Here is a 20,701-nt window from a genome sequence, read left to right as displayed (position 1 = left end):
GGGCATGGGCGCAGGTCACGGGGTGATCGGTAGCATTCCCTGCCGCTGCCACCATCGGTGGCTCATGTTCATGCCACACGGGGGGTTCGCTCTCAGATGTTCGGAATCGTCAGGCCCTGCGCCCATCGGCTGACGCAAGGGCTCAAGACGGAGTGGATGGCCCATCTGTGCGGCCTGTGCCTCGCGCTGCGCGCCGACCACGGCCAGTTCGCGCGGATCGTCACCAACTACGACGGACTCATCGTCTCGGTGCTGACCGACGCCCAGTCCGGCAGCGCCGATCTCCGCCGTCGGACCGCCGGCCCCTGCCCCCTACGGGGCATGCGGACCGCCTCGGTCGCCCAGGGGGAGGGCGCACGGCTCGCGGCGTCGGTCTCGCTCGTCCTCGCCTCGGCGAAGATCCGCGACCATGTCGCCGACGGGAACGGGATGTTGCGCCGCCGGCCGATGGCCGCCGCGGCACGCCGGGTCGCCGCGGGCTGGGACCGGGCCGGGGCGCGTACCGGCGCCGCGCTCGGCTTCGACACCGCCGTCCTCGTCGACGCGGTGGACCGGCAGCTGGGCATCGAGCAACTGGCCGGTCCCGGTACGCCGCTGACGAGGATCACCGAACCGACCGAGACGGCCACCGCCGCGGCCTTCGCCCACACCGCGGTACTGGCCGGCCGGCCCGGCAACGCCGCGCCGCTGGCCGAGGCCGGCCGGCTCTTCGGCCGGCTGGCACACCTCCTCGACGCCGTGGAGGACCGGACGGCGGACGCCGCCGAGGGCGCCTGGAACCCGATCACCGCCACCGGCGCCGGGCTGGCCGAGGCCCGCCGGCTGTGCGACGACGCACTGCACGGCATCCGCCTGGCGCTGCGCGATGTGGAGTTCACCGACTCCGCCCTGGTGCATGTGCTGCTGGTGCACGAACTGCGGCGCTCGGTGGACCGCGCCTTCGGCACGTCCTCCTGCTCCCACCAGGCCCCCGGCGCGACACCCGGCCCCTACGACCCACAGGGCGGGAACCCGTACGCCGGCAATCCCTACGCCAACAGCCCCTACGCCAACAGCCCTTATGGGAACGGCCCCTATGCCGGCAATCCGTACGGCGGCGCGTACGGGAACGGGGGCGCACCCAACGGGGGTCCTGGATACGGGCAGCCGGGGGCCGGGGGACCGGTCCCGCCGGGTGGGTCGGGCAGTGGCCATGGGGGCGGTGACGGCGGGTCCGGCTGGTCGGGGGGCTCGGGCGGGGTGGGTGGCGGTGACGGGCGGCCGCCGCACTTCTCGCCGGAGCCGAAGAAGCCGCGTGGCTTCTGGGCGGGCTGTGCGGTCGCGATCGGGCTGTGCTGCACCTGCAAGGTCTGCTGCGCGTCCGAGTTCGAGGGGCCGTGGTCGCGCAAGATGCGCGAGGGCTGCTGCTACTCCTGCGATTGCTGTGACTGCTGCAACAGCGGCGACAGCTGTGCGTGCTGCTGCAATTGCAGCTGTGACTGCTGCGATGGCTGTGGTTGCTGCGACTGCTGAGGTGGTGGTCGTGGTGGCTTCTGTGTCCGCTGCGGCTGCTGTGATCGCTGTCGCCGTCGCTGTCGGACGGCGCGACGGGCGGAAAAATCGTTCGTGGGGCTTGCGGCCGGCGTGTTAGCGTCGGCCCCGCCGTGCCGGACGGCCAGCGGCGTATGACCAGGCCCGGTGGACCCAAGGGGAGATGAGTTGATGACTGTCGTGGCGACCACCGCCCTGTGCGGTGCCCGGACATCCTCATCCCCCGGGCCCCGGGTCTGATCTGAGCCGTCCGCCTGCCGGCGGCCGCCCGACCGTGCTCGCGTCGGGCGGCGATCCGGCCTTGGCGCACTCAGGCGTACATCGGGGCCCCTTCTTCCCAGCAGGCGCGGGCCCTCGCCGCTCTCGACGAGGAACTCGCCCTCCGCCGCGAGCCCGCGGCCGGGGCCGCGCCGCACCCCGTACGCGAGAACGGAAACCCCCATGAGCACCACCACCTGGACCACCCGCCCCGAGATTCCCGGGGACACCGCCGCGATCCGCGAGATCAACCTCACCGCGTTCCCCACCGACCACGAAGCCGACCTGGTGGACGCCCTCCGTGCGGACCCCGATGCCTGGCTCGACGGGCTCTCCCTGGTCTCCGTGGCACCGGACGGCACTCTCGCCGGGTATGCGCTGCTCACCCGCTGCCACATCGACGACCGGCCCGCACTGGCCCTGGCCCCGTGCGCGGTCCTCCCCGCCCACCAGCGGCAGGGAGCCGGTGCGGCCGCCATCCGCGCCGCGCTGGACGCCGCCCGGACGATGGGCGAGAGCCTGGTGGTCGTCCTCGGCCACCCCGGCTACTACCCGCGCTTCGGGTTCGTACCGGCCTCCCGCTTCGGCATCCGGGCTCCGTTCGACGTCCCCGACGAGGCGCTGATGGCCCTCCCGCTGGACGCGTCCCGCCCAGTGGAGGGCGGAGTGATCCGTTACGCGGAGGCGTTCGGCGTCTGACAGGGCGGCGTCTGACGGAACGTCGGCTGTCGGCCGCTGCCGGTGGTCGGGGTGCTATGCCGCGTCCCAGGCGACGGGAAGGCTCTGCACGCCGTGCATGGTCAGGTCCGTGCGCAGTGGCACCTCCTCCGGCGGTACGGCCAGGCGCAGCGTCGGGAAGCGGGCGAACAGGGCCGGGAAGGCCACCCGCATCTCGACGCGGGCCAGTTGCTGGCCCAGGCACTGGTGGATGCCGTGGCCGAAGGCCAGATGGCCGGTGGCCGTGCGCCGCAGGTCCAGGGTGTCGGGGTCGGGGAAGCGCGCCGGGTCGCGGTTGGCGGCCTGGACCGCGACGGTGACCGTCTCCCCGGCCCTGATCAACTGGCCGTCCAGCTCGACGTCCTCCAGTGCCGTGCGCACCCCGGTGTGCGCGATGGTGAGGTAGCGCATCAGCTCTTCCACCGCCCGGTCGGCCAGGGCCGGGTCGGCGCGCAGGGCGGCGGCCTGATCGGGATGGGTCAGCAGGGCGAAGGTGCCGAGCCCGATCATGTTCGAGGTGGTATCCAGTCCCGCGCCCAGGAGGAAGCTGCCTATCCCGGCCAGTTCCTCGTCGGTGAGGTCGGTGCCGGTCAGGTCGCTGAGCAGATCGTCGGTGGGCCGGGCGCGCTTGGCGAGCACCAGGTTTCCGACGTACTCCTGGAGCGCGGCCATGGCGGCGTACTGGTCCTCCACCGTCCCCTCCGTGCCGGCCGCCCCCATCGCGTGTTGCTGGAAGAGCTCGCGTTCGGCATAGGGGACGCCGAGCAGTTCACAGATCATCAGCGCCGGGAGCGGATGCGCGAAGGCCTTCACCAGGTCGACCGGCGGGCCCTGGCGCTCCATGGCGTCGAGGTGCTCGGCGGTGATCTGCTCGACGCGCGAGGTCAGCTCGCGCATCCGGCGGACCGTGAACTTCCCCATCAGCAGCCGGCGATAGCGCGTGTGGTGGGGCGGGTCGATGCCGGTCAGGTCGCCGACCGGGGCCGGCGGGAACGTGACGTTCTCCGTGCCGGGGAACGGCGCGTGCATCAGCTCGTAGCGCGAACTGAAGCGGCGGTCGCCGGCCACCGCGCGGGAGACGGCGTAGCCGGTGGCCAGCCAGCCGACGTGTCCGTCCGGGTAGCGCATCCGGTGGAGCGGCCGCTCCTCGCGCAGTTCCGCCAGCTCGGCGGGCGGGTCGAAGGGGCACCCCTCGGGGCGAGTGAGCGGCAACGCGGCGAGCGGCTCCCGCTCGGGTTGATGCGACATGGTCCAAGTCCTCCATTGCGTACCGAAGTTGAGCGATCGGCGAAGCTCCGTGACGCCATCATGGCACACTTTTGGCGCTATGTGCGAGGGAGTGGTGCCGCGCGTGTGCCGTGATGGCGTCAAATGGTGGCGTCGTGTCGCTGTCGTGTGGGCTCAGGAGGTCGAGGGGTGAGGAGGGTGGCGAGGTCAGGAGGTGAGCGTGGCCGGTGTGGTGGTCGCCCGGCGGGTGGACGAGGAGACGTGTGCGGAGCGGTGAACCGGCGCGGCGTACGGGGGTGAGCGGGCGCTCGCTGCGCTACTAGGAGAAGCAGGGGCTGCTGGCGGCCGAGCGTGCGCCCGGTGGCCACCGCGACTGCCCGGAGGCCGCGATGGACCGGGTGATCCTCGTCCAGGAGCTGTTCGCCGCCGGGCTGGGCAGCAGCAAGATCGCGCAGCTGCTGCCCTGTTTGCGGGACGCGGACGGCGGGCCCTCCGGGATCGCCGCCCCGTGACTGGTCGACGACCTCACGGGAGAACGGGACCGCATCGACCGCATGATCAAGGATCCGGTCCGTTCCCGGGACGTCCTGGACGAGGTGATCGACTCCGCGAAGGGGCGGGCGGCGGCCGTCGGGTGAACGGCGCCCCTCCGGCGCCGCCCGCCGCGGCTATCCCTCCGGGTAGAACACGAACAGCGTGCAGCCCGTCGTCGTCTGTGGGACGTGCCAGGAGCCGGCGGGTGCGTGGATGAAGGAGCCGGCGGGGTAGTCGCGTTCCCCGTCGTTGAAGACCCCGGAGACCACGAACACCTCCTCGGGGCCCGGCTCGTGGACGTCCATGCCGTCCCAGCACGTCTCCGGGTCCATCTCCAGGACCTGGGCCTTGGCGCCGTTCTCCCCGCTCCACAGGGGCCGTGTCCGGATGCCGGGAAACAGCTCGCGCGCCGGTGCGTCCTCGACCGTGGCCCATACGTAGCCGGGCTGTTCGTCGTCCGTGTTCGTGTTCGTCTTCGTTGCCATGAGGACAGCCTTGCGGACCGGTGCCGATCGGCCGAGTGTCAGGAATGACATCCTGAGGTACTTTTCTGCCATGCCTGTCATGCCTGCCACGTCTGCCACGCCTGCCGTCGAGCACCGTGTCGTCGCACTCGTCCGACCGCCACAGGCGACCTTCGAACTGGGCTTTGTGGCCGAGGTGTTCGGGATCGAGCGCAGTGGCGTCCCGGTCCGGTACACCTTCGGGGTCTGCACGGAGCACCCCGGCCCGGTGGCCACCCTCGCCGGCTACGACATGCTCGTACCGGACGGGCTGGCCGCGCTCGACCGGGCGGACACCGTCGTCGTGCCCGGGTGGCTGCCTCCCGAGGAACCGCCGTCGCCCGCCGTCGCCCGCGCGCTGCGCCGGGCGCACGATCGCGGCGCGCGGCTGGTCAGCATCTGCTCCGGTTCCTTCGCGCTGGCGCACGCCGGGCTGCTGGACGGGCGGCGGGCGACCACCCACTGGGCGCGCGCGGGTCAACTGGCCGGGCTGTTCCCGGCGGTCGACGTGGATCCGGACGTGCTGTACGTGGATCACGGCGACATCGCCACCAGCGCCGGCTCCGGGGCCGGCATCGACCTCTGCCTGCACCTCGTCCGCGCCGACCACGGGGCCGGTTACGCCGCGCAGGTCGCCCGGAGCATGGTCATGCCACCGCATCGGGAGGGCGGCCAGCTCCAGTTCACCGCCCCGCCGCGCCCCGTCCAGATGGACGGCTCACTGGCACCCCTCCTGGAGTGGATGACCGCCCGGCTCGACGAACCCCTCACGGTCGAGGAACTCGCCGCGCACGAAGGCATGTCGGCCCGTACACTCGCCCGCCGGTTCGCCGACCAACTGGGCGCCAGCCCCGGACAGTGGCTGCTCGCTCAGCGCATCACCGCGACCCGGGAACTCCTGGAGTCCACCGACCTGCCGCTGGAGGCCATCGCGCGCCGCGTCGGCCTCTCCTCGGCCACCAACCTCCGCAGACGCTTCCTCCGCGCCCTGGGGACGACTCCGGGGGCCTATCGACGGGCGTTCCGTGCAGGGGCCGTCTGACCGGAGGCGGACGTGCGGCCGGGGCACGTGCCCGGGCGAGGCGTCCGGACTCAGTGCGCGCGGCCGGCTTCCGTGTGGGCGAGCACCATCCGGAACCGGGCCTTCCCGGCGAGCATCTTCCCGTACGCCTCGTTGGCGTGGTCCAGCGGCATGGTCTCGATCATCGGGCGGATGCCCTGGAGGACGGCGAACTCCATGGTGTCCTGGACGTCCTGCGCGGTGCCGGACGGATGGCCGCGGACGACCCGGGCGCGCATCAGGAGCTGGGTGGGGCTGATCCCCAGCGGTTCGGTGTCCGCACCCACGACCACCAGCTCGCCGCGGTGCGTCAGACCGTCCACGGTCGCGGTGATGGCGGCGGAGTTGGCGGCGGTGGCCAGGACCACCTGGGCGCCGCCGAGCGACTGCAGCGCGTCCGCGACGGGCGTGCCGGCGGTGCTGTCGATGTAGTGGTGCGCGCCGAGCTGCTTGGCGAAGTCCGCCTTGTCGGCGCCGCGGGCGATCGCGACCGTCTCGAAGCCCATCGCGGTGGCGAACCGCACGCCCAGGTGCCCCAGGCCGCCCAGGCCCAGGACGGCCACCAGATCGCCCGGCCGGGCCGAGCTGCGCCGCAGCCCGTTGTAGGTGGTGACGCCGGCGCAGGCCATCGGCCCAGCGTCGGCCGCGGACAGGCCGTCGGGGATCCGCGCCAGCGCGTCGGCCGGGGCGACCACCTGCCCACCGAACCCGCCGTCGTACGCCCAGCCGGGCACCTTCAGCCGCTCGCACACGATGAAGTCGCCCTGCCGGCAGGCCGTGCAGTGGTGGCAGCTGCCGCCGAACCAGCCCACCGTGACCCGGTCGCCCGCCTTCCAACGGCTGTCCGTGCCCTCCCCGACCTCCTCGATGCGTCCGGCGATCTCATGGCCGGGGACCAGGGGGAAGCGCACGTCCGGCAACGCACCGTTGACGAACATGGCGTCGCTGTGACAGATCCCGCAGGCGTCCACCCCGATCCGGACCTGTCCCGGACCCGGCCGCGGCACCTCCCGCTCGACGATCTCGAAGGGTGCGCCGACGGCACCCGTCTGCGCGACTCGGTAGCTGCTCATCTGGATCTCTCCCGTGTGCGTTACTCCCGCGTACCTGTGCGTTCTTCCGCATACGTGTGCGTCTGCGTTCTCCCGCTCGCGGTCCGGCTCCACCACCTGCCCGGCCACCCGCCGGCTCCGCCCCGTACGGTTGCAACGGCCTCCTGCCACCAGCACACCAGCTCCGGGGCGGTCCCGCGCGTCGAACGGGACGACGACGGTGCGCGGGGCGGGCCCGCCGCACCCCTGTGGCGCACCCCGCCGCCCCCGTCCGGTCGCAACGGTTAACCTGACCGCCGCGCGTGGACCGGCCCGGCCGGGCGGCAGCGACGACCGGACCGTCCGCCGCACGGTTCGCCACGTACCCGGGAGGGACACGCTCATGCCACTCAAGCGCCCGCACCAGCACCGCGACGTCAGCCGCAACCTCTCCGTCAACCCGGTCTTCAGCCAGCAGCCCGTGCACGTCCCCCGGTACGAACTGCCGGACGACGGTATGGAACCCGACACGGCCTACCAGATCGTCCACGACGAACTCATGCTGGACGGCAACGCCCGGCTCAACCTCGCCACCTTCGTCAGCACCTGGTCGGAACCGCAGGCCCAGCGGCTGATGGCCGAGTGCGCCGAGAAGAACATGATCGACAAGGACGAGTACCCGCAGACCGCCGAGATCGAGGCGCGCTGTGTGCACATGCTCGCCGACCTGTGGCACGCCCCCGACTCCCATGCCGCGGTGGGCTGTTCGACCACCGGCTCCAGCGAGGCGGCGATGCTCGCGGGGCTGGCGCTCAAGCGGCGCTGGCAGCACCGCCGGCGCGCCGAGGGCAGGTCCACCGAGCGTCCCAACATGGTCATGGGCATCAACGTCCAGATCTGCTGGGAGAAGTTCGCCAACTACTTCGAGGTCGAGCCGCGTTATGTGCCCATGGAGGGCGACCGCTTCATCCTCTCCCCGGAGGAGGCCGTCGAACTCTGCGACGAGAACACCATCGGCGTCGTCGCCGTCCTCGGCTCCACCTTCGACGGCGCCTACGAGCCGGTGGCCGAGATCGCCGCGGCCCTCGACGGCCTCCAGGAGCGCACCGGTATCGACGTCCCGCTCCACGTCGACGGCGCCTCCGGCGCGATGATCGCGCCCTTCCTCGACCCGGAACTCGTCTGGGACTTCCGGCTCCCGCGGGTCGCCTCCATCAACACCTCCGGCCACAAGTACGGCCTGGTGATGCCCGGCGTCGGCTGGGCCCTGTGGCGGGATGCCGAGGCGCTCCCCGACGACCTGGTCTTCCACGTCAACTACCTCGGCGGCGACATGCCGACCTTCGCGCTGAACTTCTCCCGGCCCGGCGCCCAAGTCATCGCCCAGTACTACAACTTCCTCCGCCTGGGCTTCGAGGGCTACCGCGCCGTCCAGCAGACCAGCCGGGACGTCGCCACCCGGATCTCCGCCGAGATCGCCGCGATGGGCCCGTTCACCCTGCTCACCGACGGCAGCCAACTCCCGGTCTTCGCCTTCCGGGTCAGCGACGACGTCACCAACTTCACCGTCTTCGACGTCTCCGCCGCGCTCCGCGAACGCGGCTGGCAGGTACCCGCCTACACCTTCCCCGCCAACCGCACCGACCTCGCGGCGCTGCGCGTCGTCGTCCGCAACGGTTTCGGTCACGACCTCGGCGACCTGTTCCTGGAGGACCTGCGCCGCGTCCTGCCGCGGCTCCAGGCCCAGCAGCGTCCGCACCGCGACGCGGCCGACGCCGGGGGCTTCGCCCACGGCGCGGAGACCAAGCAGGCCGGCCGCCCGGCCATCCCGGCGCAGACGGTCCGCGACTGACCGCGGCCGGTCCCGCCCCGGCCACCGCGCCGGGGCGCCGACCGGCCCCGTCGATCCGCGCGACCCATGCGATCCGCATCCAGAAGACGGTCGGGCGCAGCCCCTGCCCAAATCGGCGCGATTCGGTCACGCTGGTGGTGAGGGGGGCACGCTCCGGCCGACTTCGGCCACGGTGGCGGAGGGAGCTGACGGCCATGGCGACGATCGCCGAGGAATACCGGCCGGTACGGGTCGAGGCGGAGCTGGACGAGCCGCTGTCCCGCTGGCTCTGGACGGTGAAGTGGCTGCTCCTCGTCCCGCACCACCTCCTGCTGACGCCCCTGTTCATCGCCTTCCTGCTCGCCACCGCGCTGGCCTTCCCGGTGATCTTCTTCACCGGCCGCTACCCCAGACCGCTGTTCCGCTTCGCCCGGGGCGTCCTGCGCTGGTTCTGGCGGGTGGTCTTCTACTCCTACGGGGCGCTGGCCACCGACCGCTACCCGCCCTTCACCCTCGGCCTGGTGCCCGACTACCCGGCCCGCCTGTACATCGACCGCCCCGAGCACCTGCCCCGCGGCCCCGGTCTGCTGGTCTCCCGGCTGCGTGCCCTCCCGCAGTGGGTGGGGCTGGTGCTGGTCGGCCTGCTGTTCCGGCTCATGTGGTGGATCGGCGGGCTGTCGGCCGTGCTGGCGCTGGCCGTCCTGGTGGTCCTGGTCGTCAGCTCGCCGGCCGCGGTGCTGCTGTGGAAGGGGCGCTACCCCCGGCACCGTTTCACCGGCATGGTCGCCTTCGACCGCTGGGCCGTGCAGCTCCTGGCCTACACGTTCTTCCTCACCGACGCCTGCCCGCCGCTCCGGCCGGAGAGTGCCGGCCGGAGCGCCGGGGGCCTGCGCGCCCGGCTCCGCGGCGGCCTCCGCCACCGGCCGCCCCGCGGCCCCACTCCGGCGGTCAGCGCCCGCTGAGCCGCCCGGACACGCACGGGTCCTCGTTGCGGTAGCCGAGGCGGGTGTAGAGCCGGTCGGCGGGGGCGTTGTCGGCGAGCTGCCACAGCGTGCAGAAGCCGTGACGGTGGACGGCGTACCGGGTCAGCCACGAGGTCAGGGCCGCGCCGAGGCCCTGACCGCGCTGCTCCGCGTCCGTGGCCACCGACGCCATCAGCGGGGCGCCGCTGTCCCGCAGGCTGCTCAGCGCGCCGCAGGCCACCAGCTCCCCGTCCGCACCGCGGATCCCGACCCACAGGCTGACGTCCGCGGAGCCGGGCCCCGTCGAGTGGGCCGGACTGTGCTCGGTGAGGAAGGCCAGCAGCTCGTCGTGGTGCGTCTCGTCCAGCGCGACCACCCGCTCCTCCGCCGGATGGACCGGCGGCTCGGTCACCGTCCACCGGAAGATCCAGGCGATCGGGTCGACCACCGCCAGATGCCGGCCGAGCAGCGCCTCGGTGCCCCGCGGTCCCGTGAACTCCCGCACCGTATCGGGGAGTTGATGCGCGGCACGCAGGACGAGGCCGGTCGCCGCGGTCGGCTCGCCGACGCTCCAGACATGGCCGCGCGGCTCGTCGAGCCAGGCCGCCGCGCCGTCGCCGGACCAGCTGATCCGGCCGGTCGGGCGCGGTCGCGCGGCGCCGAAACGCAGCAGTGCCGAGCCGGTCTGCAACTCCAGGCCCTGGGTGAACAGGTCCGTGGTCCGGGGGAGAAGAGTCGTCGCCTGCATCGCTCTCTGGGGGAAGGAATCGCTGCACGAAGGACGGACGGGCAGGATCCACGCAGGGCGCGGCCGTAACCGTCATTCGGTGTCTCGGGTATGGGATTCCCGGCGGCCGCCTCCGCACGCGGCGAAGCGCCCGGCCGACCGGAACGCCCACTGTCGCACACCGCCCCCGGCCCGGGGCAAATCAGCCCCCGAGGGCCGCCCCCGGGCCGCCGTTCGGCCCGCTCCCGCGCTGCCGGAGATTCCCGCTGTGCGGCCCTGACCTGGCAATTCTTGCCGGGGCGGTCGATCGGTTGCGCACCGGCGCGGCCTCAGCGGCCGCTCGCCCGAGCGACCTCGTCACGCGCATGAGGCGACGGTCGGCAAGAGAAAGCAGAAGGTCCCCTCCCCATACGGGGAAGGGACCTTCACGGAGCGCCCGGCCGGCCTTGCACCTGCATCTCCCACCGGTTGGTGGACGTCTTTCCTTGGACCACGGACGCACGATCCGCACCCGCTGTCCGCGGGGCGAAGCTGCACCAAGATCATAACTGGTCTCCGGGGCCCGCAGCACCATCCGGGCCCACCGCCGGACGGCCACCGCCGCGTACGCAGCCGCCCGGCCGAACGAGTCACGGGCGCGGCCCCCCGGGGTGCGGCAGGCACGGCGGCCCGTCGTCGATCGGTACCTTCGGATCATGGTCCGCGGTCGTTGGAAGTGGTGTCTCACGCGTCACCGGCTGCGCGCTCCCCGCATCTGGGCGCTGCCGGTCGTGCTGCTGGCCGCCGGCCTGTTCCTGTCCTGGCTGTTCCCGCTGATCGACCGCGAGGTCACCTTCTACGGGGAGGAGCTCGGGGAAGCGTTCTTCGTCCATCTGGACAGCGGCTCGATGTCCACGCTGCTCTCCGCCGTCGCGGGCGGCATGATCACGCTGACCGGTCTGGTGTTCACGGCGATCACGCTGGCCATGCAGTTCGGCGCCTCGCAGCTGTCGGTGCGGGTGGTGCCGATCCTCCAGCAGGATGCCGTGATGCGCTGGGCGATCGGCACGTTCATGGCCACGTTCGTCTACACACTGATGATCTCGGTGCGGCTCGCGGTCAGCCAGGAGAGCTACCGGCCCGTCATCTCGATGTTCTTCGCGATCCTGCTCGCCGCGGTGTGCGCCGTGCTGTTCTTCGCGCTGGTCGCCCGTGTGACGACCGTGCTGAACTCCGGGCAGTTGCTCCGCTACCTGGCCACCGAGGGGCGCCGGGCCGTGGACCGTACGCACCCGAAGGGCGACCTGGGCGCGCCCGCCGCTGAGACCGCCTCGGCGGACCCCTCTCCGGGCGTCTCGCCGGACGGTGAGCCCACGGTGATCCGCCTCGGCACCCCGCCCAGGGGCGGCCAGACACTCATCGCCTGCGACGACCGCGGCCTGGAGCGGCTCGCACGGCGGCTCGGGGCCCGTATCCAACTCGTTCCGGTGATCGGTGACTTCGTGGCCCAGGAGGCACCGCTGTTCCTGGTGTACCCGGGCGCGCGGCCGCGGGACCGCAGAGACCTGATGCGCCATCTACTGTTCGGCACCACCTACAGCGCGGGCACCGACCCGGCCGGGGCGCTGCGCGCGTTCGTCGACATCGCGCTCAAGGCACTCTCCCCGGCGATCAACGACCCCGGGCGCGCGGTGCAGTGCCTCGACCACATCGAGGACCTGCTGGTGATGATCGCGCCCCGGCTCTCCGCCCGGCAGCCAGGAGCAGCACCGGCCGCCTTCCAGCACCGCACCCGCTCCTGGCCCGACTACGTCTGTATCGCCACGGATGAAATCCGCCATTTCGGCAGCGCCTCGCTCCAGGTACAGCGACGGCTGCGCGCCTTGTATGCCACGGTCGCCGAGGTGTGCACTCCCGAGCAGGTCGGGCCGCTGCGCTCGCGGCTGGCGACGATGGACGCCGAGGTCGGTGCGCAGTGGCCCCAGGATCTCGACGGCCGCCTGGCCCGCCTCCCCGATTCCCAGGGCCTCGGCACGGAGGCCGGCGACGCCAGAGAGGGCCTGGCCCGCCGCTTCTGAATGTGGCCGGGCCTCGACCCTGAGTTGTGGGGCCGGGGCCCTTAAGGGGTGTCCCGCAGTGCGCCCCGAGGCGGGGTGCTTCGGGAGTCGTTCGTGAGGGCGATGAACGGCGGTCCCGGCGGCCGGATCCTGGAGGTGACCGTTCGGCGGGGCACACCGCCCCGTCGGGAAGCAGGGAAGCAGAAGGGACCACCATCATGAATGCCCGGAGCGCGCGCCCCGCCGCGGTTCCCGCCGAGGCGCTCCAACACCCCCGCAGCATAAGGGCGTTCCGCGGCCTGAAGCTGCTGATCGGCGGCTACCTCGGACTCAGCGTGCTCACCCTCGCGGCCATCTACCTGCTCCGCGGCGACACCGCTCTCGTGACGGACGCCGTCTGGGTGCGGGCGAGCATCGTCGCGGTCAGCGCTCTGCTGACGTACGCCTTCGCTGTTCGAGCGGCCCGGGGCTCCCGTGGGGCCTACCGCAGGATGCGGATCGTCGCCACCGTCATGACGGTCGCCATCGCCGTCATCATCGCGATCCCCGGCTCGTTCCCGGTGTGGCTCAAGATAGAACAGGGCGTCTGCGGTCTGGCCCTGCTGGGAGCCCTCGTGGTCGCCAACGGCAGCCATCTACGCGGCCTGTTCGCCGCCAGGTAGATCACCGCGGGCCGGTCCCGGCAGCCGGCCGGCCCGCCCACCGCGGCTACGCCCGACCCGGGCGCCGGAACAACGCCGTCCACAGGAACGGCTCCCCGAAGGAGGGCGACTCCGGTGGCTCGTCACGCATCCGCCGCAGTTCGACCTCCGCCAGATCGGCGAAGAGGGCGCGCAGCGACTCCGGGGTGTAGGCGAGGCCGCCATGGAGGCCGGGCTCACGGTAGAAGTCGGCGTCCGGCAGTTCCGAACCCATCGCTCCGGCCGCGAAGCAGGTGAGACCGAAGTGGCCGCCGGGGGCCAGGGAACGTTCGAGGAGGGCGAGGTAGCTGATGCGCCGGTGCGGCGGCAGATGGTGGAAGCAACCGGAGTCGTAGATCAGGTCGTAGCGGCCGCCGGTGCGTGCGCCGTTCGCGGAGTCGCCGGGATCGGCGAGGGCGGTGAAGGCATCGCCGCAGTGGAAGCGGACCGCTGCCGCTGCGTCTGTCCCGGCCTCGCGGGCGCGGGCCTCGGCCCAGGAGACGGCGGCGGGGGAGAGGTCCACGGCGTCCACCTCGAAGCCCAGCGCGGCGAGGTGCAGCGCGTTCCGGCCCGGACCGCAGCCCAGGTCCAGGGCGCGGCCCACGGTGATCAGCCCGCGATCGAGATACGAGACGAGGTTCTCGTCCGGCTTGGCCACGAAGAACGGCACCGGCCGGTCGCGGTCCGCATAGAAGTCGTCCCACCAGCCGGCCGCACCCGCCGTCCAGCGGTCGGCCTCCGGCGCGAACAGGCCGTCCAGCAGCCGCAGTACGTCCTCCATCGTCCGGATGTTCCGCTCCACCTGCGCGCCCCCACCGGACCGCTCCGGCTCCGCACACCCGTCCACCGCAGCCACCCCGGCCATCCGCCCGCCCCCTGCCGTTCCCCGGCTGCTGCGCTCCCGCGCTCGCCGCAGTCTCTGACGTCGTACGCGCCCCGGCTTCCGGTACGTATCGACTTCCGGTGCTTGTCGACTTCCCGCGCTCCCGACTTCCGGTGCTACTCGGCGAGGCTATGGCGGAGTGCGGCCGGTGGCCAGGTCGGGCCGGTGGGTCGAAGTGCTCGATCGCCCGCCTGGCGCGCTGCGCCGCGGTCTGCGGGCCCGCCCCTCCACGGTGTACCGGAACCCCTGCCCGTCGCCCCGTCCCGGCCCACCACGGGCCCGTTGCCGGCCGAGCCACGGCCTGTTTTCCCGGAAGTCGCGCCCACGCCCCGCTCACCCCCCGGGCACCACCTCCACCGACCCGATGTACTCCTGCGTTTCCGCGTCGGGGAGGCGTACCGCCTGGGCCCAGAAGTAGATGGCGAGACTGAACGCGGCGATGAGCGCGATGTCCCACCACAGCGGAATGGCGTCCGTCGCGCCGCAGGACACCTTCGACGCCGGGCCCGTGCTACAGAAGCCGCCCTGCCAGGAGATCACGCCCAAGCCCAGCAGATACACCGGAAGCCACTGTGCGCTCCGCCAGTTCGGGCGCGGGGGCGTGGGGTTGAGCTTGATCAGTGCCGAGCCGCCGAGGAGCAGATATCCGAGGACGATCGCCACACCGAGGCGCCACAGGGTGTCCCAACCGGTCCAGTAGATGATGAGGTTGGCGACGACGAAGGCCAGCGGGGCCCAGAAGAGTCCGCCGGGCAGGCGGTACGGACGCGGCCGGTCCGGGTCCTGCTTCCGCAGGCAGCCGAAGGCGAGCGGGGCACCGGCGTACATCAGCACGCTCGCCGACGTCACAAAGCCGACCAGCTTCTGCCAGGTGGGGAACGGCAGAAAGACGATCAGCCCGACGACGAAGGCGACGAGCAGGCCCAGCCACGGCACCCCCCGCCTGGTGGTGCGCTCGAAGACCTCCGGCACATAGCCGTTGCGGGAGAGCCCGTACGAGACCCGGGAGGTGGCCGTCACATAGACCAGGCCGGTGCCGGACGGCGAGATGACCGCGTCGATGTAGAGGAGCGTCGCCAGCCAGCCGAGGCCGATCGACGTGGCAAGGCCGGCGAACGGCCCGGCCTTGCCGCTGAACGACAGATCGGCCCAGCCGCCGTGCGCGAACGCGCTCTGCGGGAGCGCCCCGATGAACACCGCCTGGAGCAGGACGTACACCAGCACACCGACCAGGATCGAGCCGACCACCGCCCGGGGGATGTCCCGCGCCGGATTGCTGCTCTCGCCCGCCAACTGGTCGGCCTGCTCGAAGCCGAGGAGGGCGAAGATGATGCCGCTGGTGCTGACCGCCGAGAGCATGCCCTTGGCGCCGAACGGCGAGAAGCCCTGGTAGCCGAAGTTGCCCGGGTGGAAGGCGGCGGCCGCCATCACGACGATGGTGAGGACCGGGACGGCCAGCTTCCACCAGGTCGCCACGCTGTTGGTGTGGGCCAGCCACCGGATGCCGAAGAAGTTGACCACGACGAAGAACGCCATGAAGGCGACGGCGAGTCCGTAGCCGGCCGGGGTGAGGTGGTTCTTCCCGGTCTGCACCCAAGGGGCGTGCACGCTGAGGTAGTTCAGGGACGCCATCACCTCGATCGGTGCCACGGTGACCGCCTGGAGCCACGAGAACCAACCGAAGGACGCGCCGGCCGCGCTGCCGAACGCGTAGTGCGGGAAGCGCGCGGTGCCACCCGCGACCGGGTACATCGCCCCCAGCTCGGCGTGCACGAACGCCAGGACGATGATGGCGGCGGCCCCGATGCCCCAGGAGACCAGCGCCGCGGTGCCGGCCGCCTGCGCCGCGTACAACGACCCGAACAGCCATCCGGATCCGATGATGGACCCCGCGGAGGTCCAGATCAGTCCGATCAGTCCGATCTCTCGTTTCAGGCCGGGATTCCGGGGCGCGGCCGGCGCGGGCGGTGTGTGCATCTCCATGGGGCGTGCCCTCGTTCTGCTGCGACGGGTGGCGGCGAGCCCGCTGAAGCCGCACGGGCGGGCTGCTGTACGCGTACCTTTTGTCCCCATAGTTCCGGATGGCTGGGAGGGGACGTGGCGCGCCGCGCCGGGAGCGCCGCCCGGCGGACGCCAGGAGGCAGCGGAGGGGCAGCGCCTGCGGTCCTACGGGTGCGAGGGCCGAGCGTGGTCCGGCGACGGCGACGGCGACGGCGCCGTCGCCGTCGCCCTGGGCGGGACGGGGGCGGCAGAGGGATGGTGGAGGGGGTCGGTGCTCGGCGGGGCGACCTCCACGCCGGTCTCGTCGAGCCCGGCCGTCCAGGCGACGCCGGTGACGCTCACGGCCAGCGCGAGGGCGAGGCCGATGCCCCCGAACGGGATGCGGCGCGCTCCGTCCCGCCCGAGGCGCTCGGAGGGGATGCGCCGGACCCCGTCTCGCCCGGTGGCCCCGCCGTGCGTATCCGTTGCCACCCTGGCGCTCCCTCCCCGTCGCCGCGCTGCGCCAGCCGCTCCAGCTGCGCCACCGGTTGCCGCTTCTCGTCCTTGCCGCTGCCCGCGTGCCTCTTCTTGCTTCTCCTGTCCATGTTCCTTTGTGATGGGGGGAGTTGGCCATCACTCATACGGGGGCATCGGAGGCGGGGCCGCCTCGACGCGTCACGTCACGGTTTGACGGCGTGCAGGATCCGCAGACCCCGAGGTCCGGTCTCGTCCCGCCGTACGTCCAGGCCGGCGGCGCGGCACTGCTCCGCAAGCCACTGCGCCGGAATCCGCAGCTTCGGATAGCTGCTGGTCCGCATCTCCCAACCCGCCGCAGTGCGGGTGTGCAGCAGGTCGTTGACCATCACCGTGTCGTCGTCGACGTATTCGAGAAAGCAGGTGAGCAGGCGGTCCTCCGAGCTGCGGACGGGCAGGAAGCGGTCCGTGCCGTGCAGCTCGGCCGTCAGATCGCGGTAGGTGGCGACGAAGTGGCCGCCGGAGCGCAGCGCGTGCGCGACGTCGCGGAGCAGCCGGCTGACGTCCTCCCTGGCGGGCAGGTGCGGGAGGGTGTCGCCCATGCACACCACGACGGCCGCGGAGGCCGGGGGCGCCGCCTCCGCGAGCGCGTCGCGGAGGTCCCGCCGGAGGGGGCGGATCGCCTCCGGGGCGCCGCCGGCGCGTGCGTGCGCCGCGGTCAGTTCGGCGAGCAGGCGCTCGCTGGTGTCCACGGCGACGACGGGGGAGAAGCCGAGGCGGGTCAGCGCCAGCGTCTGCGTACCGGGGCCGGCACCGAGATCGACGGCGAGGGTGTCCCCGACCGGGCCCCCGTCGTCCGTACTGCCGGACCGGCTGCGGTATTCGTCGGACCGGCTGCCGGTCCCGTCGGAGGCGGCGAACTCCGCATGGACGCCCAGCCCCCGGAGGAGTTCGAGCTGGCCCGAGGCGGCGGCGGATATGTCGCCGCCCAGCATCCAGGTGTAGTGCTCGGCGAGCAGTTGTGCGTAGTGCTCGTCAGCAGTGGTCATCGGTGGATCCCTTCGGAGGCGTGCGGCGTGCTCCGCACGGCCGACTCGCCGGTACGTACCCATGCCGCGAGGTCGGCGGGAAAGACGTTGGAGAGGGAGGCGCCCATGGCCGCACCGAGGGCCGCGCGGTACGTGGGCGTCGCCTCCGCGTACCGCTGCCGGCCGGCCTCGGTGATGCCGGCGGCGACCGCCCGGCCGTCGCCGGGGGCGGCGGTCCGCCGGGCCGGATCCTGCGCCTCCGGGCGGCCGATCGGACGGGTGACCGTGCTGACCTGAAGCCCGATCCGGTCGGTCACCGGCGGGTGCTGCGGGCGCGGCTGGGCCGCCATCCGATTTCGACCCGAACTCGATCACGTCGGCAACGTAACTGCTTGCTCAAGCAATTACCAGAGGGCGGTGAGGACAGCTGTTGTTGGTCGTCGGATTGGCCAACTCGACGGGCTGGCAGGGGGCTTGGCTATGTCGTGATGCGGTTCCCCAGTACGACCCCGCGTCCGGCGTACACCCGGTCCAGCGTGTCCCAGGTGACGTGTGCGAACTCCTGTGAGTGGTCGGGGAGTCCGGAGGGATTGTGGACGACGACATGGTCAGGGGTGACGCCGACGGCCAGGACGAGATGGCCGCCCCGCTGCGGCGGGGTGGCATCCGCGTCCCGGATGGACGGGTGGACGGAGAGGAGGACGAGTCGGCCGGTGCCGATCAGTGCGGGGATCTCCTCCCGGGGTAGCTCGGGCCGGGACTCGGCGAGCAACCCCCAACGGCGCTCCACGTAGGCCGCGAACGGTGCGTAGATCAGGCCGTGCAGGCCGTCCGCATGGCGCACGTAGGCGCCCGCTTCCACGCATTCGGCGGCCAGGTCCATCGCGGTGGGGGTAGGGAGCTGCCAGAAGTCCAGTGCCATCCGCAGACAGGCCATCCCGCACAGTCGCCACGACCACCACTCGTATTCCTCGGGGCTCTTGGCGCCGTAGTCCGGCCAGCGGGGGTCCTCGGTGGCCGACATGGTCCCGGCGAGCAGCGCGGGAACGAGTTCGGGGGACGCCCACTGGGAGTGGTACGGGACGGGGTGGACGAGGGCGCGGGTGCGGTGGCTGGTCATGGTGCACGGTACCTGTGAGGAGCAGTACCGCTGAGAGCCGGCAAATCTGAGAACCAGCGGCTCTGAGCAGCCGCGTCGAGATCGGGAGGGGGACGACGTGTCCCGAAGCGTGCCGGAAACCGGGAGTCGAAGCGTGCCGGAGCCCGTTGGGCAGACCGTTGCCCGCGGGCCGGGCGCGCGGAGCTCGCGCGGGCGGTGGCGGACGGAGCGGGACGCCCGGCGGCCGAGTTGGCCGAGGACGTCCGGTCCGCCCTGGCGCGGCTGGTCGAGGACGCCCGCGCCATGCCCGCCGGGGCATGGGAAGCGCCGGTCCGCGCGCTGGCCGGCTGGGCGCATCCGGCCTGGTACACGCTCTACCGGTGCTGGCGCGAGCTGGAGACCCATCACGTCGACCTGGGCGCCGGGTACCGCACGGCCGACTGGCCCGCCGGATATGTGGCATGGGCGCTGGACAGCACCCTGTCCGCGCTGGCCGCCCGGGACTTCCCCCTCGCCCGGGTCGAGGCCGTCGACCTGGAGCGGGTCTGGAGCCTGTCGCGGGCGGCCGGGCCGACGGTCGCCGGGCCCGGGCACGCCCTGTTGGGATGGCTGAGCGGTCGGAGCACCGAGGGGGTGGCGGTGCCCGCCGGACGGCTTCCGGTGCCGCCGGCGTGGCCCCTGCCGCCGTTCCCCGGGTGGGACGGTGCCGGGGAGCCGGGTGCCTGAACGGGGCCGGGCGGTCACGCCGGGCGCGGTGGCTCCCAGACCGAGCCGTCATGGGCGAAGTACACCCGGCGCGGGTCGAACGCGGCGAGCCGGTCCAGCCATGGGCGGTAGCTCGGGAGCGGCTGGGCCACGCCGTCGAGGGCGGCCCGGCGGGCCAGGTGGTCGCAGGCGTGGTGCGAGGCGAAGTCGTGGGCCTGGCCGGCCAGTACCACCGTGCCGTCGGGATGGTGCAGGACCAGAGACTGGTGTCCGTCGGTGTGGCCGGGCGTCGGGACGATCCGCACGCCCGGCCAGATCTCGGCCTCGCCGGTGAGTTCCTCGTAGGAGGCGCCCGGGAAGTCGATCAGTTCGTCGATGGTGTAGTCGCCCCGGCGGGCGGTGGCCAGTTCCACGGCCTGTACCAGGATGGGTTTCCCGGCCAGCAGGGGGTTTCCGCCGCAGTGGTCGAAGTGCAGATGGCAGTTGACGACGACGGAGATGTCGGCGAGGGACGCCCCGACGGCGCCCAACGCGGCCTGGAGGGAGCGGCGTTGGGGTCGGTAGTGGGCCTCGGTTTCCGGGTCGGCGGCGCCGATGCCGGTGTCGAAGAGGAGCCGGCCCCGCTCGTGTTCCACCAGATAGGCGAGTGCCGGCTCCACCCGGGGCTCCGGGCCGCCGGTCTCCGACGCCGGCCGTATGAAGTAGCCCAGGTCGAGCCGGTGCACCGCGGTGTGCGCTGAGGTTGTAGGCATGCCTCATGATTGCCGGAGTGCGCCGGTGGCCGCAGCGAAACCGCGGCGGCCCTGCCCGACCGCGGGCCCTGTCGACCCGGGTGTCCCCCTCAGGTCGTCCCCACGCACATCACATCGAGCCGGTGCGCCTTCGGCGCGGCGATCTCCAACTCCGGGCGCCACACGGCGAGGATCTGCGCGGACGGGGTGAACAGCGGGCCGGGCAGCGCGGTGGGGGAGTGCCACTCCCAGCGGCCGATGTTCTGCGGCTCCGCCGCGTACGGCGTGCCCTGACAGTGCGTGACCAGGGATGCCATGGTGATGCGGTTCAGGCCCTGGATGTCGTCGTGCAGCATCGCGAAGATCCGGACGTCGTCCGGCTCGGCCCGCAGTCCGGTCTCCTCGCGGAGTTCCCGGGCCGCGGCGGACCGCACGCTCTCGCCGGGGTCGACCTTGCCGCCGGGGAGTTCCCAGGTGCCCGCGTGGTGCAGACCGAGCAGGATCCGCCCGTCCGCGTCCAGCACGATGACGCCCACCCCGAACGCGGCCTGTGCCTGCGGCGGCCGGTCACCGCGCTGCCGGCTCGTCACCGCGTTCGTCCCCGTGCCCGTTCCGCTGACCATCCCGTCCCTTTCTCGGCTTTACGTCTGCTGGCTCTTCGTCTTCTGGTTCTCGGCTCTTCGCCGAGCGGCGAGCCGCCCCGGT

General features: G+C 72.5%; 19 protein-coding genes and 2 pseudogenes. 9 read left to right on the top strand and 12 right to left on the bottom strand.

Going from position 1 to position 20,701, the window contains the following annotated elements; genetic code table 11:
• Positions 1-96: 96 nt before the first annotated feature.
• Together K2224_RS21045 and K2224_RS21040 are read left to right on the top strand one after the other, a co-directional pair.
• Entirely contained in the window at positions 97-1,512 is a 1,416-nt protein-coding gene (locus K2224_RS21045) for a DUF5685 family protein (protein ID WP_221908065.1), read from the top strand.
• Positions 1,513-1,971: 459 nt separating this feature from the next.
• On the top strand, positions 1,972-2,487 hold the full coding sequence (locus tag K2224_RS21040) for a GNAT family N-acetyltransferase (protein ID WP_221908064.1): 516 nt from the start codon (positions 1,972-1,974) through the stop codon (positions 2,485-2,487).
• 54 nt (positions 2,488-2,541) lie between these two features.
• Here the strand turns inward: K2224_RS21040 and K2224_RS21035 are convergent, their stop codons facing one another.
• On the bottom strand, positions 2,542-3,753 hold the full coding sequence (locus K2224_RS21035; protein ID WP_221908063.1) for a cytochrome P450: 1,212 nt from the start codon (positions 3,751-3,753) through the stop codon (positions 2,542-2,544).
• Between the two features lie 242 nt (positions 3,754-3,995).
• On the opposite strand from K2224_RS21035, the pseudogene K2224_RS21030 reads away from it, so the two are divergent.
• Positions 3,996-4,370 (top strand): annotated as a pseudogene (locus K2224_RS21030) (MerR family transcriptional regulator).
• A 30-nt stretch (positions 4,371-4,400) separates the two neighbouring features.
• On the opposite strand, the gene K2224_RS21025 reads toward K2224_RS21030, so the two are convergent.
• The gene (locus K2224_RS21025) at positions 4,401-4,751 is read right to left on the bottom strand and encodes a cupin domain-containing protein (RefSeq protein ID WP_221908062.1); all 351 of its coding nucleotides are present in this window, start codon (positions 4,749-4,751) and stop codon (positions 4,401-4,403) included.
• A 79-nt stretch (positions 4,752-4,830) separates the two neighbouring features.
• Between K2224_RS21025 and K2224_RS21020 the strand changes: the two genes are divergently transcribed.
• Entirely contained in the window at positions 4,831-5,811 is a 981-nt protein-coding gene (locus K2224_RS21020) for a helix-turn-helix domain-containing protein (protein WP_221908061.1), read from the top strand.
• Between the two features lie 50 nt (positions 5,812-5,861).
• On the opposite strand, the gene K2224_RS21015 is transcribed toward K2224_RS21020, so the two are convergent.
• Positions 5,862-6,902, bottom strand: coding sequence for an alcohol dehydrogenase (locus K2224_RS21015; protein WP_221908060.1), 1,041 nt, complete (start codon positions 6,900-6,902; stop codon positions 5,862-5,864).
• 361 nt (positions 6,903-7,263) lie between these two features.
• On the opposite strand from K2224_RS21015, the gene K2224_RS21010 reads away from it, so the two are divergent.
• Positions 7,264-8,712 carry a glutamate decarboxylase gene (locus K2224_RS21010; RefSeq protein WP_221908059.1) on the top strand — a complete coding sequence of 483 codons (1,449 nt, stop codon included), beginning with the start codon at positions 7,264-7,266 and terminating at the stop codon, positions 8,710-8,712.
• A 194-nt stretch (positions 8,713-8,906) separates the two neighbouring features.
• Positions 8,907-9,653: a DUF4389 domain-containing protein gene (locus K2224_RS21005; RefSeq protein WP_221908058.1), complete on the top strand. Its 747-nt coding sequence runs from the start codon at positions 8,907-8,909 to the stop codon at positions 9,651-9,653.
• Here K2224_RS21005 and K2224_RS21000 read toward each other — a convergent pair.
• Positions 9,640-10,401, bottom strand: a complete 762-nt coding sequence (locus K2224_RS21000) for a GNAT family N-acetyltransferase (protein ID WP_221908057.1) — start codon at positions 10,399-10,401, stop codon at positions 9,640-9,642. The genes K2224_RS21005 and K2224_RS21000 overlap by 14 nt on opposite strands.
• Before the next feature lie 674 nt (positions 10,402-11,075).
• Here K2224_RS21000 and K2224_RS20995 point away from each other — a divergent pair.
• The gene (locus K2224_RS20995; RefSeq protein ID WP_260692858.1) at positions 11,076-12,437 is read left to right on the top strand and encodes a DUF2254 domain-containing protein; all 1,362 of its coding nucleotides are present in this window, start codon (positions 11,076-11,078) and stop codon (positions 12,435-12,437) included.
• 197 nt (positions 12,438-12,634) lie between these two features.
• Positions 12,635-13,078 (top strand): hypothetical protein, encoded by a 444-nt coding sequence (locus K2224_RS20990; protein ID WP_221908055.1) that lies wholly within the window; start codon positions 12,635-12,637, stop codon positions 13,076-13,078.
• A 46-nt stretch (positions 13,079-13,124) separates the two neighbouring features.
• Here K2224_RS20990 and K2224_RS20985 read toward each other — a convergent pair whose 3' ends face one another.
• The 6 genes from K2224_RS20985 to K2224_RS20960 all read right to left on the bottom strand — a co-directional run bounded on the left by K2224_RS20985 (position 13,125) and on the right by K2224_RS20960 (position 18,581).
• Entirely contained in the window at positions 13,125-13,898 is a 774-nt protein-coding gene (locus K2224_RS20985; protein ID WP_221909853.1) for a class I SAM-dependent methyltransferase, read from the bottom strand.
• A gap of 414 nt (positions 13,899-14,312) precedes the next feature.
• Positions 14,313-15,962: an APC family permease gene (locus tag K2224_RS20980; RefSeq protein ID WP_221908054.1), complete on the bottom strand. Its 1,650-nt coding sequence runs from the start codon at positions 15,960-15,962 to the stop codon at positions 14,313-14,315.
• A 183-nt stretch (positions 15,963-16,145) separates the two neighbouring features.
• Positions 16,146-16,451: a hypothetical protein gene (locus K2224_RS20975; RefSeq protein ID WP_221908053.1), complete on the bottom strand. Its 306-nt coding sequence runs from the start codon at positions 16,449-16,451 to the stop codon at positions 16,146-16,148.
• 188 nt (positions 16,452-16,639) lie between these two features.
• On the bottom strand, positions 16,640-17,482 hold the full coding sequence (locus K2224_RS20970) for a bifunctional 2-polyprenyl-6-hydroxyphenol methylase/3-demethylubiquinol 3-O-methyltransferase UbiG (protein WP_221908052.1): 843 nt from the start codon (positions 17,480-17,482) through the stop codon (positions 16,640-16,642).
• Positions 17,479-17,778: a MarR family winged helix-turn-helix transcriptional regulator gene (locus K2224_RS20965; RefSeq protein ID WP_221908051.1), complete on the bottom strand. Its 300-nt coding sequence runs from the start codon at positions 17,776-17,778 to the stop codon at positions 17,479-17,481. Before K2224_RS20965 ends, K2224_RS20970 begins: the two co-directional genes overlap by 4 nt.
• Positions 17,779-17,939: 161 nt before the next feature.
• Positions 17,940-18,581 carry a C39 family peptidase gene (locus tag K2224_RS20960; protein ID WP_221908050.1) on the bottom strand — a complete coding sequence of 214 codons (642 nt, stop codon included), beginning with the start codon at positions 18,579-18,581 and terminating at the stop codon, positions 17,940-17,942.
• 156 nt (positions 18,582-18,737) lie between these two features.
• Here K2224_RS20960 and K2224_RS41430 point away from each other — a divergent pair.
• Positions 18,738-19,286 (top strand): annotated as a pseudogene (locus K2224_RS41430) (maleylpyruvate isomerase family mycothiol-dependent enzyme); the annotation flags it as partial.
• 14 nt (positions 19,287-19,300) lie between these two features.
• Here the strand turns inward: K2224_RS41430 and K2224_RS20950 are convergent.
• Together K2224_RS20950 and K2224_RS20945 are read right to left on the bottom strand one after the other, a co-directional pair.
• Positions 19,301-20,017, bottom strand: coding sequence for an N-acyl homoserine lactonase family protein (locus K2224_RS20950; protein ID WP_221908049.1), 717 nt, complete (start codon positions 20,015-20,017; stop codon positions 19,301-19,303).
• Between the two features lie 89 nt (positions 20,018-20,106).
• Positions 20,107-20,619 (bottom strand): NUDIX hydrolase, encoded by a 513-nt coding sequence (locus K2224_RS20945; RefSeq protein ID WP_221908048.1) that lies wholly within the window; start codon positions 20,617-20,619, stop codon positions 20,107-20,109.
• Between the last annotated feature and the right edge of the window lie 82 nt (positions 20,620-20,701).

The organism is Streptomyces sp. BHT-5-2 (genome assembly GCF_019774615.1).
Lineage (GTDB): Bacteria > Actinomycetota > Actinomycetes > Streptomycetales > Streptomycetaceae > Streptomyces.
Note: the sequence above shows the minus strand (reverse complement) of the source record. Positions and strands in the feature narration are given on the sequence as shown.

What these genes read in the sequence shown, in the direction of transcription:
- K2224_RS21045 (WP_221908065.1), top strand. Translation starts at nt 97, where the DNA reads ATGTTCGGAATCGTCAGGCCCTGCGCCCATCGGCTGACGCAAGGGCTC.
- K2224_RS21040 (WP_221908064.1), top strand. Translation starts at nt 1,972, where the DNA reads ATGAGCACCACCACCTGGACCACCCGCCCCGAGATTCCCGGGGACACC.
- K2224_RS21035 (WP_221908063.1), bottom strand. Translation starts at nt 3,753, where the DNA reads ATGTCGCATCAACCCGAGCGGGAGCCGCTCGCCGCGTTGCCGCTCACT.
- K2224_RS21025 (WP_221908062.1), bottom strand. Translation starts at nt 4,751, where the DNA reads ATGGCAACGAAGACGAACACGAACACGGACGACGAACAGCCCGGCTAC.
- K2224_RS21020 (WP_221908061.1), top strand. Translation starts at nt 4,831, where the DNA reads ATGCCTGCCACGTCTGCCACGCCTGCCGTCGAGCACCGTGTCGTCGCA.
- K2224_RS21015 (WP_221908060.1), bottom strand. Translation starts at nt 6,902, where the DNA reads ATGAGCAGCTACCGAGTCGCGCAGACGGGTGCCGTCGGCGCACCCTTC.
- K2224_RS21010 (WP_221908059.1), top strand. Translation starts at nt 7,264, where the DNA reads ATGCCACTCAAGCGCCCGCACCAGCACCGCGACGTCAGCCGCAACCTC.
- K2224_RS21005 (WP_221908058.1), top strand. Translation starts at nt 8,907, where the DNA reads ATGGCGACGATCGCCGAGGAATACCGGCCGGTACGGGTCGAGGCGGAG.
- K2224_RS21000 (WP_221908057.1), bottom strand. Translation starts at nt 10,401, where the DNA reads ATGCAGGCGACGACTCTTCTCCCCCGGACCACGGACCTGTTCACCCAG.
- K2224_RS20995 (WP_260692858.1), top strand. Translation starts at nt 11,076, where the DNA reads ATGGTCCGCGGTCGTTGGAAGTGGTGTCTCACGCGTCACCGGCTGCGC.
- K2224_RS20990 (WP_221908055.1), top strand. Translation starts at nt 12,635, where the DNA reads ATGAATGCCCGGAGCGCGCGCCCCGCCGCGGTTCCCGCCGAGGCGCTC.
- K2224_RS20980 (WP_221908054.1), bottom strand. Translation starts at nt 15,962, where the DNA reads ATGGAGATGCACACACCGCCCGCGCCGGCCGCGCCCCGGAATCCCGGC.
- K2224_RS20970 (WP_221908052.1), bottom strand. Translation starts at nt 17,482, where the DNA reads ATGACCACTGCTGACGAGCACTACGCACAACTGCTCGCCGAGCACTAC.
- K2224_RS20960 (WP_221908050.1), bottom strand. Translation starts at nt 18,581, where the DNA reads ATGACCAGCCACCGCACCCGCGCCCTCGTCCACCCCGTCCCGTACCAC.
- K2224_RS20950 (WP_221908049.1), bottom strand. Translation starts at nt 20,017, where the DNA reads ATGCCTACAACCTCAGCGCACACCGCGGTGCACCGGCTCGACCTGGGC.
- K2224_RS20945 (WP_221908048.1), bottom strand. Translation starts at nt 20,619, where the DNA reads ATGGTCAGCGGAACGGGCACGGGGACGAACGCGGTGACGAGCCGGCAG.